This window comes from Paenibacillus sp. 1182 (genome assembly GCF_017833915.1).
Lineage (GTDB): Bacteria > Bacillota > Bacilli > Paenibacillales > Paenibacillaceae > Paenibacillus > Paenibacillus polymyxa_D.
The window spans coordinates 65,887-78,125 of the sequence record NZ_JAFICR010000005.1 but is presented as its reverse complement, the minus strand read 5'-3'; the positions used below and the strand labels follow the sequence as shown (position 1 = coordinate 78,125).

Here is a 12,239-nt window from a genome sequence, read left to right as displayed (position 1 = left end):
ACGCCCGCCGCAGATAAAATCTGTGCGGAATCGTCCCCTTCAATACGTACTTGTAGTTTCTAGCCTCTCCTATTAAGGAATCATAACGCCATCAATACTACCGCCAGGAATCGAGCTTGAATCGTCTCCACTGTTATCGCTCGGCGGTGTTGCTCCACCGTTGCTGTCACCGCTTCCTGTTCCGTTGCTATCGCTCGGCGGTGTTGCTCCACTGCTGCTGTCGCCGCTTCCTGTCCCGTTGCTATCGCTCGGCGGTGTTGCTCCGCTGCTACTGTCGCCGCTTCCTGTACCGTTGCTATCGCTCGGCGGTGTTGCTCCGCTGCTACTGTCGCCGCTTCCTGTTCCGTTGCTATCGCTCGGCGGTGTTGCTCCACTGCTGCTGTCGCTGCTTCCTGTTCCGTCGCTATCGCTCGGCGGCGTTGGTCGACCGTTACTGTCACTGCTTCCTGTTCCGCTGTTTTGTTGCTGGCTGGCTACAAAATCTTTATACTCCTGAATCGCATCTTCCAGATCCATGTAATTTTTCTTAAGTTCTGGCATAGGCAAATACTGGTCCAAACGATTGAATGCATCCACTACTCTGTGAAAGTAGACCGTCGTAGGATCTGTACCATTTACTGTAAGCAGATTGTTCGCAATGTTCTTAAGCTCATTGATATCAAGATCAGTTACGATCCATTTGAATTGGTAGTTCGCAAACGCTGTAATCAGATCCGTATTAGCTTGGTCTACCTGTACCTGTGTGCTATCCGGATTATTAAGCACAAGGTTTGCCAGATTAATCTGCCCTTGAAGTTCTTCGTTATCTTGTTCCGTATAATGACGGCCGAACGTCAAAATTTCATTATTGGCCAAATTGATATTGTGATTCAACAACGTAGTATCCACCGTTATAGGTGCAGCATACTGGCTCTGTACTTGTTGCAGCTCCTCATATACAGGAACAACGTCTTGTAATTCAAAGCTGGACAAGCCTAAGAAAGTAGAGGCATGCTCTGAAGCAGAAGACAAGGCTTGCTGAGCCTCAGCGCTTAATGCGCCTGAATTTTGCAGCAAAATTACATTGATCGAAGTCTGCATTTCAATGACTTTGTCTCTCAATTGTAGTCTTTTCTCGTTATATTTTTCAAGATAGGTCCCTTTAGCCTGACTTAATTGATTATAAGAGATGACCAATTGCTCCTCAGGAGTAAATGGCATAATGAGTGCAAAGTTGGCTTGTCCTGTTTGTTGCTCTAAAGACAGCATTTCCGTATTCAAGTAATTACGAGCCACAGGGTTAGACAGCAGTTTTAGTTGAATATCTTGAACCAGCTGCTGCAGTTTTTCCCGAGTTGTAGCAGGCAATGGCACAGTGAACTCCGTAAGCCTTTGACTCAGCTCCATGTTCAAGTTCAATACGTCCTGCTGGGTCATAGCAGTGTGCATCTTCTCTGTATATTCCTGAATCAAGTTATCTAGTTCAGCATTTTGAGAACCATTCTGATCGTAGATAACCTGCGCTTCTTGTAAAGTATTCTTAAGCACCGAGAAGTCCGCTGCTTGCAGTGCCAAGAATGATTCTGTAGCAAGATCTATTTTTTGTGTCCATTCTTCCAACTGCTCAGTTGTAGCCAATGGATTCACATATACATTTGATCCTTCTCTTACTAAGGACTTGTAACGCGCTTTATCTGTTTTCAAATTATCCACACGATCCGTTACATCGACAAAATGCAGATAGGCATCTCTGAGTTTTACTGATGCTTTGTATACCTTTATTACTCGACGCAAGCTTTCTGCTTCCCGATCCACAATATTTTGAGGCGCATTTCCTTCCAACACATTGTTGCCAAATTGAATCGCTTGACTTAGTGAGTCGTCCCAAAGAGGTGGAAATTCATCACCAACCATTCGGTTTTGTTCAAGGGTAGTCGAAGCTAACTGAACCAGTCTGGTTAATTCCTGTGTTCCAATCACCGGCTCTGTGGCTGAGGTTGTGTACACAGAAACATCCTGTTTCAATGTGCTGAGCGCTTGATCTACTTCTGCCTGTGTAGCTGCCGTATTGTTCAGTACCAGCATAGCCTGATTGATTGCTATGGACAGGTTTTCCTTCGCTGCGACCGTGTAAAGCGCCTGATCCAGTCCACCCTCACCTGCACGCTCCAACAGTTCTTTGGCTGCATGGACTTCCGTCTCCAACTGACTGCGGTCTATACTGACGATATCACTGTCACGTTTTTTCTTATCTTTGCTATCTGTGTCCGTGACAACCGATCCAACAGAGGATGAGTTCTTCGTACCATTTACGAGACTAACAGCTTCCTTCATCGCATTATAGTTAACAATAACATCCTGCGGCTGTTTTTGTTCCGGCAGATTGAGCTGGTTGATTGCAGCCCCCTTGGCCAGTGTGATAAAAGGAACACCCACATATTGTGATGCATCCAGCAAACCAATACTTCCGCTCACCAACAGCTTGCCTAGTCCCTGTTGCAATGAAACACGACTAATCGCGGCATCCCCCTCGGTCCCGATCGATGCATCATTTTTCAGCGTAAGGTTGTCAATCTTTGTCGTCCCGGTTGCAGTCAGTTTGGCATCCTTGGAGCCCAGTTCTACACCGGACCATGTCGTATTTTCCAAAATGGCCGATACAGGCTGGGTCCCTGAGCCTTTGATTTCTAATACGCCTGTGGAGGACATGTTTTTCAAGGTTACCGAACCATTGACGATCAGGCGTCCATCAAAAGACACACCCTTACCGTCAAATACACCACCGTCTGCGTTAATTTCCAGCTTATTTACACCTGTGAGTGTACGCAAATTACGGTTAAGATCGATTTTTGCCCCTTTTAATACAGCTTTGTTATTTTCACCAAACAAGCCTTGCAAAGATCCTTCCAACTGGTACGGGATATTTCCGATTCGAACGGTATTGCCCTCTGATTTCACTTCTCCTACCGGATGATCCAGCAGGCTGACGAATACTTCTGCACCACTCTCCCGGTTCAATGGATTTTTCAAATCCGTTGCAGAAGCATCCTCTGTTAACAGACCGTAAGAGCGGGCAACCTGAACTGCATTTTGCTGTGCATCCGCAGTACTTGTATCCTGCAAGTGCATTGCACGTACGAGCGAAACAATCAGTTCTTCCTTGGTAATGGCATCCCCCGGACGGAAGAGTTCTCCGTTACCTGTCATATACCCGGCTGCACGTACGGCCTCAATATAGGGAGCGCCCCATGCATCGGACGATACATCCATAAAAGAAGTCTGCGGCTGATTGTTAACTTCCAACTGGAACAGACCGCACAAAATTTTGGCCGCTTCAGCGCGGGTCAAATTCTTTTGTGCCATAAAATCGCCCTGATTCCCACCTGTCATCAAACCCAAAGTACGAGCTTGTGCTACAAATCCAGTTTCACTTTGTGTATCTGCTGTCGCTGCATAAGCAGTCTGAGCGCCCCCCAGCCAAGGCAAAGATACGATGGAGCCTGAAGCAATCCCCAATACCATCGCAGATGCAATCCATTTATTTCGATTTATAAGTTTCAACATTTCCACTCCTAGACGCTATTTATTGGCATATATCCTGTTTTATCAAAGTCTTTAGTCATGTTTAGTTCTACGGATTATGCAACCAAGGAACTATGCTAAGAGAATTATACGAAACCCCACTGAACCGATTCTGAACAATTAGTCCTATATGAAGGCATCACGCAACAAAATCGCTTGACTTGGAGTGAACTCCAAATGTAATAATATCCGGTGTAAGTAGCTGGAGTAGAACATTTGAAGAAAACAATATCTAGGAAAGAGATGTATAATCAAATGGACTATATGAAACTTGGAAATACCGGCTTGGATGTATCCCGGCTTTGTCTTGGGTGTATGGGCTTTGGGGTTGCAGAACGATGGATTCATCCATGGATATTAGATGAAGAGCGCAGTCGTCCCATTATAAAAAAGGCCCTGGAGCTAGGCATCAATTTTTTTGATACCGCGAATGTATATTCAGACGGAACTAGCGAAGAAATCGTCGGACGGGCTTTAAAAGATTTTGCGAATCGAGATGAAATTGTCCTTGCAACGAAGGTTCATTTCCGTATGCATCAAGGCCCCAATGGTGCGGGACTTTCTCGAAAGGCTATTATGAGTGAAATCGATAAGAGCCTTAAGCGACTGGGGACAGATTATGTGGATCTGTACCAAATTCATCGCTGGGATTACACTACCCCTATTGAAGAGGCGATGGAAGCATTACATGATGTGGTGAAGGCTGGGAAGGCAAGATATATCGGAGCTTCTGCCATGTACGCATGGCAGTTTCTAAAGGCTTTGCATATAGCTGAGAAGAATGGATGGACCCGGTTTGTATCGATGCAAAATCATTTAAACCTCTTATATCGTGAAGAGGAGAGAGAGATGCTGCCGCTTTGTAAGGAAGAAAAAATCGGTGTGATTCCATACAGCCCACTTGCAGGTGGAAGATTGACGCGTGATGCGCAGGAAACAACACATCGTTCCGAAACCGATCAAGTGGCAAAATCTAAATACGATGCGACTGCAGATACCGATCGATTGATCGTGGAGCAGGTTGCGGCCATCGCAGAAAAACGCGGAGTTCCCCGCGTTCAAATCGCACTTGCCTGGTTGCTACAGAAAGAACCGGTAACAGCTCCGATTATCGGTGCTACGAAAACGTCTCATCTTGAAGATGCAGTAGCTGCTCTTTCGATTACGTTAACACCTGAAGAAATCGCATTGCTGGAAGAGCCTTATGTTCCTCATCCGGTAGTTGGCGCCCAGTAAATATGGATGAAATGACAGTTTCGAAATAAGAAACGACAAGAACGCCCTATCCATTTACATAGGGCGTTTCTTGATCAGAAATCAGGAGGTGAAGTCTGCATGTTGATCGCAGAAGTAAGCAAAAAATTCGAACTATCTCAGGATACACTCCGCTATTATGAACGCATCGGACTTATTCCGCGTGTGAACCGTAATAAAAGTGGCATCAGAGATTACACGGAAGAAGATTGCAGATGGGTTGAATATATTAAATGTATGCGAGAAAAGAACTCCTAATAGAGCAGCGCAAGCAGCTCATTGCAAAAATGAAAGATATGAACAACGTATTGGAACGCATGGATTATAAAATTACAAGCTATGAACAGACAATAGGTGAAAAAAAACATCTAATTTAACCCCTGCGTGCTTTACGGGACAATAGGTTCCCCAAGGACTGAACACCTTGTACAAACAAGACTAGAATGATGACGGTAATCAGCATAACCAGCGTATCAAAACGTTGATAGCCATATGCGATCGCCAGATCGCCAATTCCGCCTCCGCCGACCGCACCAGCCATAGCAGTAGCACCAATCAGACCAATGGCTGCTGTCGTTAACGACAAAATCAGAGAACTGAATGCCTCAGGAAGCAAAAAGTATCGAATGACCTGGAACGGGGTCGCCCCCATCGCATCTGCTGCCTCCAATATCCCCGGATTCACCTCCAACAGCGAGTTTTCGACCAGCCTTCCGATATATGGCGCAATATATATAATCAAGGGGACAATTGCCGCGCTGGTCCCAATGGATGTATGCACAATCAGACGGGTTAACGGAATGATCGCAATCAGCAAGATAATAAACGGTAAGGAACGAACAATGTTAATGATCGGATTCAAAATATTGTGCAGCCATTTGTTCTCCAGAATTCCGCCCGAACGGGTGACAACCAGTAAAATGCCGATAGGGATACCGATCAGGGCGCCAATGAATAAGGATATGCTGACCATGAGCACGGATTCATACAAAGCTTCCCACAGTTGATCCCAGGTTATCGTGGTTCCTGTAATCATCATAGACTCTCTACCTCCTGAATATGGACTCCTTTGCTCTTGATAAAATCAACAGCCTGCTGAATGGAATGCTGCCCACCTCGCAGTTGGATCGTCATATAGCCAATCGTCGTTTCTTGAATCTCCGTCATGTTGGCAAACAAAATGTTCACATGGATATCATGCTGCCGAATTAATTCATGAACCACCGGATCAGAAGCAACCTGTCCTATAAATTCCAGCTTGTAAATCCGCTGTGATTCTTGCTGTTCGAACGTTTGTAGCACACTCTCCGGTACTGCATCGTGAATGACCGTGCGTACAAAGCTCTGCGTCGTCGGGTGCTGCGGCTGTCCGAATACCTCCAGGACATTGCCCTGCTCGATGATTTCCCCTTTTTCCATTACGGCAACCTTGTTGCAAATTCGCTGAATCACCGACATCTCATGGGTAATGATCAATATGGTGATCTTGTATTCCTTGTTGATTTTGCGAAGCAAGTCGAGAATAGACTGCGTGGTCTGCGGATCAAGTGCCGAGGTCGCCTCATCACAGAGCAAAATGGACGGGTTGCTCGCAAGCGCCCGTGCAATCCCGACACGTTGCTTTTGTCCGCCGGAAAGCTCGTTGGGATAGCTGTTCGCCTTGTCCGACAATCCTATGAACGCCAAAAGCTCTTTCACACGCCCCTCTATTTCGCGTTTGTTGCGCTTAAGCAGCACCAACGGAATTGCAATGTTGTCGAACACCGTTTTTGATTCCAGCAGATTAAAATGCTGAAAAATCATTCCAATCTTTTTCCTTACCTTCCGCAGTCCAGAGGTCGAATAGGTATTTAACTGCTCCCCTTCAACAAGAACCTCTCCGCTGGTTACTTTCTCAAGACGATTGACCAGACGGATTAGCGTACTTTTCCCTGCGCCACTGAATCCGATAAATCCGAAGATGTCCCCTTTATCCACTTTGATATTTATATTTTTTAACGCTTCAATACTTAGACCTTTTCTCACGTAGGTTTTAGATACATTCCTAAGTTCAATCATGAGTCCTAACTCCTTCCGTTCTTACAAGTATGTAAGATATTCTGAGCTGATGCTTTTCTTCGGCATAAACGATCGAATTAAATCCGAGTATTCTAGTGAGTTTTATAAAGTATACTACTTCGATTTAATATTCATGTCAATATGAGTTTTACATTCGGTCAAAGCATGTCCTTGCATAAATCAGTACGATATTGCAGATGGTATGAAATATGTCGAAGCATACACACCTTACCCGAACGGGACGAAAGCGGAGGAAAATAGATGAAGCGAATATTTACCTTGTGGCTATGCATTGCAGTAACGGGTATGTTGGCAGTTACGGCGGAACCCGCATGGGCTACTCAGACTGTTGACGGACAGCCTTATCATTTTGGGTTTAAAAAAAGTAAAGGAGGGGAGCTGCCTTCCATCGCACAAGAAGGCTTTATGCACCTGATCGAAAGACAAGATGGCATCTTTCTGGGGGATACGACTAAAAAAGAATTATTTCTCACTTTCGACAACGGCTATGAGAATGGGTATACTCCGAAAGTGCTGGATGTATTGAAGGCCAAAAAGGTTCCGGCCGCCTTCTTTGTGACGGGGCATTTTGTAAAAGACCAGCCAGCTTTGATGCGACGCATGGCGAGTGAGGGCCATATTATCGGCAACCATTCATGGAGCCATCCTGATATGAGCACCATTTCTTCGGCAGAGATCCGGTCTGAGCTGGATCGGGTACGAAATGCATCGGCAGAGCTAACCGGGCAAAAAGAAATGAAATATGTCCGGCCACCTCGCGGCATTTTTAGTGAAAAAGCATTGGCTTCCTGTCGAGAAGCCGGATATACGAGCGTATTCTGGTCTGTGGCTTACAAGGACTGGGACACAAAAATTCAGCAAGGAACGGACTATGCCTATCGTCAAGTCATACAGCAGCTCCACCCTGGAGCGGTCATTTTGCTCCATTCCGTATCCAAGGATAATGCCGAGGCGCTTGCTTCTATCATCGACGAGGCTCGCAAGCAAGGGTATGAGTTTAAAAGTCTAGACGACCTTAAGGTGAAACATTATCACTAAAAAGTAACTACATTTAATGAGACCATATCATAATGAGCCCGATCCACACCTGCCCATGGTAGCCAGTGTGGATTGGGCTTTTTAGTTTACTCCAAGGAAGGGAAGGCTCTATGGGCCTTCCCTTCCTTTTACCATTCTAAAGATAGCAAAGCCTAATGCATGGTTAGCTTATACACTCTGGCTTCATAAGGCCGCAGCTTCAAGGCATGCAGTTGTTCCCCTTGTACCGGTTCGTAGTTGGAGAGAAGTAGTTCCGCCTTGGCGGCAGGAAGCTCCTCACCTTCGGGCCAGTGGAACACCGGATCACGGTCAAAGAAATTCAAAATGACCAGCAAACGCTCTTTTCCCAACATACGAGTGAATACATACAGCTCTGTATCCAGTGGCAACAGAAGCTTGTATTCGCCATAGACTATGACCTCATGTTGTTTGCGCAGAGCAATCAACTTACGATAATAGTGGAAAATCGAGCCTGGATTATTTCTTTCAGCCTCTGCATTAATGTGTGTGTAGTTATCGTTAATCTTCATCCACGGCTCTCCATCGGTAAATCCGGCCGCAGGACCAGCATCCCACTGCATAGGAGTGCGTGCATTATCCCGGCTTTTTCGCCAGATTGCCGCCATAATCTGCTCCTCCGGCTCACCAATCTTTCGTTGCTGCTCATAATAGTTTAACGTTTCCACATCCCGATAATCATCAATCGACGGGAATGCAATATTCGTCATCCCAATTTCCTCACCCTGATAAATATAAGGCGTACCCTCAAGCATATGTGTGAAGGTTGCCAGCATTTTGGCGGATTCCACACGATATTGTCCATCATTCGCAAATCTGGAGAGAGCCCGAGGTTGATCATGATTGTTGAGATAATTGGCATTCCATCCTTCCTGATGAAGCACTGTCTGCCAACTGCTCATTATTTTTTTCAGCTCCACCAGCGTCCATGGCTTGGATTTCCATTTTTCCGTCCCTAGCCCTTGTGCATCAATAAACATGTGTTCAAACTGGAAGACCATATTCAATTCATGCCGCTGGTCTCCCACATAATCAAGCGCCTGTTCCGGTCCTAAGCCAGACGTTTCGCCAACTGTCATTAAGGGATAACATTCCAGCACCTTTTCATTCAGCATCCGTAGAAGCACATGTACCTGTTCCAGATTGGAAAAGAGCTGATAAGCCCGTACCAAGGTTCGTTTGTCGGGATTATCGGCATCCGGCAGCCCTTCGGCTTTGACAATATGGGCAATAGCGTCAAAACGGAAGCCATCGACTCCCTTTTTCAGCCACCATTCCACCATGCGGTAGAGCTCGCCCACCATCTCTTCATTTTCCCAGTTCAGATCCGGCTGATGCTCGGAATATAGATGCATGTAATATTCGTCTGTAAGCTTGTCATATTTCCACACTGAGCCAGAAAAATACGATTCCCAGTTGTTCGGATATCCGCCATTTTTGCCTGTTCGCCATATGTAGTAGTCCCGCTTCGGATTATCCTTGGACGAGCGTGACTCCGTAAACCACGGATGCTCATCCGATGTATGGTTTAATACCAAATCCATCATGATTTTGATACCTCGTTCATGCGCCTGGTGAAGCAGTTCATCAAAATCCTCCATTGTTCCAAACTCATCCATAATGGCATAATAATCGCTAATATCATATCCATTATCGTGATTGGGCGATTTATATACCGGACAAATCCAGATAACATCAATACCCAGTTCACACAAATAATCCAACCTGGACAAAATGCCTCGCAAGTCCCCTTTACCGTCTCCGTCAGAATCCTGAAAACTGATCGGGTAAATCTGATATACAACGGCTTCCTTCCACCATATTTTTTAGGCATGTTTCCCTCCTGTAGCTTCTCTGTACATCCAATAGCTTATGCTCTTAACATACACGCAATACCTGGCTGCGAATCGTTGGTGATTGGGAACAAGAGTCTTGTAAGCTTGCTTCGACGCATTAGCAGAGCCGCTATAACCTGCGGAGGTTTATTTTTAAAAAAATATTTTGTAAAACAGGTTGTATAAATGGATCTGGCGTTACCTATATTTATGAACTGCCCATATACATGTACCCAAAGCGGTGCCACTTTTGAATAAAAGGAGGAATTTACATGAACCATCGACCCAAGGAGCCAAAGGATCTGATTGTGGAAACTGCCGTGATCCCGCCCAACATCCATGTGGATGTGGAGTCAGCCACTGAGGGTGGAAGACGCCGCCTGATGCTTAGCGATAACCCGGAGACGCTTACCCATGTGACGGTACCTACCGAGCAAGCCACCCTGTGGCATGACGTGGTTCGCTCGACAACCCGAACAGTCAAACATCGCATTTTCGGCTGGCATTATAACAAAATCGGCAGCCCTGTTAAACTGGGCATCACTGTAGAGAACAGGAGCGCTGCTAAACTGGAAGTACGCCATATTGAACGCGCTCTTAAGATTGTGCCTGAGGACGGCAACTGGATTATTGATGTCGGGCAGTCTATTGCCAAAAGCTGTTTGGCGGGTACGATGGAACGTGTGAGGCCAGCAGACCGTCATAAATTCGGCAAAGGCACCGCTCTGCTGGAGGAATTTGAGCTGCCCGAGGGATCGCTGGCCGGATTCATCTATGACCTTACCGTAGAATTTGCTGAAGGCCACGGTACGCTGGATTATGTGATTCGCACCGTGATCAGCAAGGACACGCAGACCGATCTGCGCCAGATTCATATGGATGCGCTTCCTCCCGTACCTCCACCACAGGCGCATCCACGAGGGGTGTGGTCCTTTTCCGAAACGAATGCGCGGATGCCAGAGTACGTGGTGGGACAGAGCGCAAACTATCGGGCGTGTGCCACCAAAAAGCTAAACGGTGAGGCTCCTGCCGATCTGCTGTTTACCGGGGCACGCAGCGAGCTGGGGCCTGCGCTAGATAATCGCGGACAATTCGGAACCATATACAACGCGACCATTCCCATCGTTAACGACAGTGACGAGGTACGTATCGTAAGAATCTACGCGAATCCACGTGGGGGCGCGTTCGCCGGGGCTGTACGCGTGAATGATCGTGTATATGGTATCCCTTTGCTACGAGATAATACCAAGGTATGCCGATTGGCTGATATCAGCGTTCCCCCCGGCAGATCCAGCTATTCTCTCAGCTTCATGGTTGCAGGTAGCGCAACTACGCCGCTAGGTCTGTACGTCATTACACTATAGCTGTGCTCACGATGACTGGATGAGCGAACGTGGGGCCAAAATGTTACGGGATATGGTCTCCTCTATAGTAAATGGAGCTGTCCCAAAGTGGTTTTAAACTTTATTGGACAGTCACGCTTCATCATTAGTATAAAAAAGCGCGAGTGCAAGGGTTATTCCCCCCTGTAGCTCGCGCTTTGGTTCATGCTCACCCATTTGAGCAGGTTATGGTCAAGCGAAGGCACGAGCCCTCTCGCCGCCATACCCGGCATCGGCGATGACCATACCCGGTCACCCGGTTTGTGTCAGAATAAATATCGCTCTATTTGAACCGCTGGACCTGCCTCGAAGGCATAATGGTCAACTCTGGAATATTGACATGCTCGGGCTGCTCTAGTGCATAAAGGGCAGCTTCTGCAACATCATCGGGATGCAGCGGCAAAACGCTCGAAGCAAACGCCCGAATTTCCTGCTCGGGATATCCGGCCACCTGCGAAAACTCCGTCGCCACCGCCCCGGGGTGAATCGCAGTTACACGAATTCCTTGCGTACTGGTCTCCAAACGCAATGCAGAGGCTATGGCGCTAACGCCGTACTTGGTAGCGCTGTATAGTCCTCCTCCGGCAACCACTTCCTTCGCTGCAATAGAGGAGACAATGACAACATCCCCCTTGGCCTGTTCCCTCATTGGCTGAAGTCCGTACTTCAGTGTCAGGACAAGACCGTGCACATTCGTCTTGTAAAGCTCCTCCCAGCGTTCCAGTTCCACCTCTGCCAGCGGACTTCGATACCCGAAGCCGGCATTGGCAACGATAATGTCAAGCCGCCCCCAGCGTTCAAGAATGGCGTGGACCGCCTGCTGTATGTCTTCAGCCTTTTGGATATCGGCAGGTATTGCCATGACCTCATACAATTCCTCTTGGTGCAAGTCGCGAACCAATTCATCCAATCGCTCCTGACGGCGCGCCAATACAGCTACATACGCGCCACGCTTTGCCAGTTTTTTTGCAATCGATGCCCCAATGCCGCTGCTTGCGCCTGTTACCAAAGCTACTTTCCCGGCCAGGCTTTCCTTCGCTGTCCAGGATAATTTCAACTCATCCAATATCAT

Annotated in this window: 8 protein-coding genes and 1 pseudogene; 4 read left to right on the top strand and 5 right to left on the bottom strand. The window is 47.0% G+C overall.

All coding sequences use genetic code 11. From position 1 onward, the window contains the following. Nucleotides 1–72 precede the first annotated feature (72 nt). Nucleotides 73–3,543: an S-layer homology domain-containing protein gene (locus JOD82_RS11790; RefSeq protein WP_208332431.1), complete on the bottom strand. Its 3,471-nt coding sequence runs from the start codon at nucleotides 3,541–3,543 to the stop codon at nucleotides 73–75. Nucleotides 3,544–3,816: 273 nt separating this feature from the next. Between JOD82_RS11790 and JOD82_RS11785 the strand changes: the two genes are divergently transcribed. Together JOD82_RS11785 and JOD82_RS11780 are read left to right on the top strand one after the other, a co-directional pair. After that, on the top strand, nucleotides 3,817–4,797 hold the full coding sequence (locus tag JOD82_RS11785) for an aldo/keto reductase (RefSeq protein ID WP_069010767.1): 981 nt from the start codon (nucleotides 3,817–3,819) through the stop codon (nucleotides 4,795–4,797). 99 nt (nucleotides 4,798–4,896) lie between these two features. Further along, nucleotides 4,897–5,192: pseudogene (locus JOD82_RS11780) on the top strand (MerR family transcriptional regulator). Here the strand turns inward: JOD82_RS11780 and JOD82_RS11775 are convergent. Next, nucleotides 5,189–5,854: a methionine ABC transporter permease gene (locus JOD82_RS11775; protein WP_209949265.1), complete on the bottom strand. Its 666-nt coding sequence runs from the start codon at nucleotides 5,852–5,854 to the stop codon at nucleotides 5,189–5,191. The pseudogene JOD82_RS11780 and the gene JOD82_RS11775 overlap by 4 nt on opposite strands. Next, complete coding sequence (locus tag JOD82_RS11770) at nucleotides 5,851–6,873, bottom strand: methionine ABC transporter ATP-binding protein (protein WP_025722905.1); 1,023 nt, start codon at nucleotides 6,871–6,873, stop codon at nucleotides 5,851–5,853. The genes JOD82_RS11775 and JOD82_RS11770 overlap by 4 nt, the downstream gene beginning before the upstream one ends. Before the next feature lie 261 nt (nucleotides 6,874–7,134). Between JOD82_RS11770 and pdaA the strand changes: the two genes are divergently transcribed. Further along, on the top strand, nucleotides 7,135–7,932 hold the full coding sequence (gene pdaA / locus JOD82_RS11765; protein ID WP_209949263.1) for a delta-lactam-biosynthetic de-N-acetylase: 798 nt from the start codon (nucleotides 7,135–7,137) through the stop codon (nucleotides 7,930–7,932). Between the two features lie 152 nt (nucleotides 7,933–8,084). On the opposite strand, the gene JOD82_RS11760 is transcribed toward pdaA, so the two are convergent. After that, nucleotides 8,085–9,773, bottom strand: coding sequence for a glycoside hydrolase family 13 protein (locus tag JOD82_RS11760; protein ID WP_209949443.1), 1,689 nt, complete (start codon nucleotides 9,771–9,773; stop codon nucleotides 8,085–8,087). A 284-nt stretch (nucleotides 9,774–10,057) separates the two neighbouring features. On the opposite strand from JOD82_RS11760, the gene JOD82_RS11755 reads away from it, so the two are divergent. Beyond that, nucleotides 10,058–11,149: a hypothetical protein gene (locus JOD82_RS11755; RefSeq protein WP_209949261.1), complete on the top strand. Its 1,092-nt coding sequence runs from the start codon at nucleotides 10,058–10,060 to the stop codon at nucleotides 11,147–11,149. 301 nt (nucleotides 11,150–11,450) lie between these two features. Here JOD82_RS11755 and JOD82_RS11750 read toward each other — a convergent pair whose 3' ends face one another. Continuing rightward, nucleotides 11,451–12,239 carry an SDR family oxidoreductase gene (locus JOD82_RS11750; protein ID WP_069010762.1) on the bottom strand — a complete coding sequence of 263 codons (789 nt, stop codon included), beginning with the start codon at nucleotides 12,237–12,239 and terminating at the stop codon, nucleotides 11,451–11,453.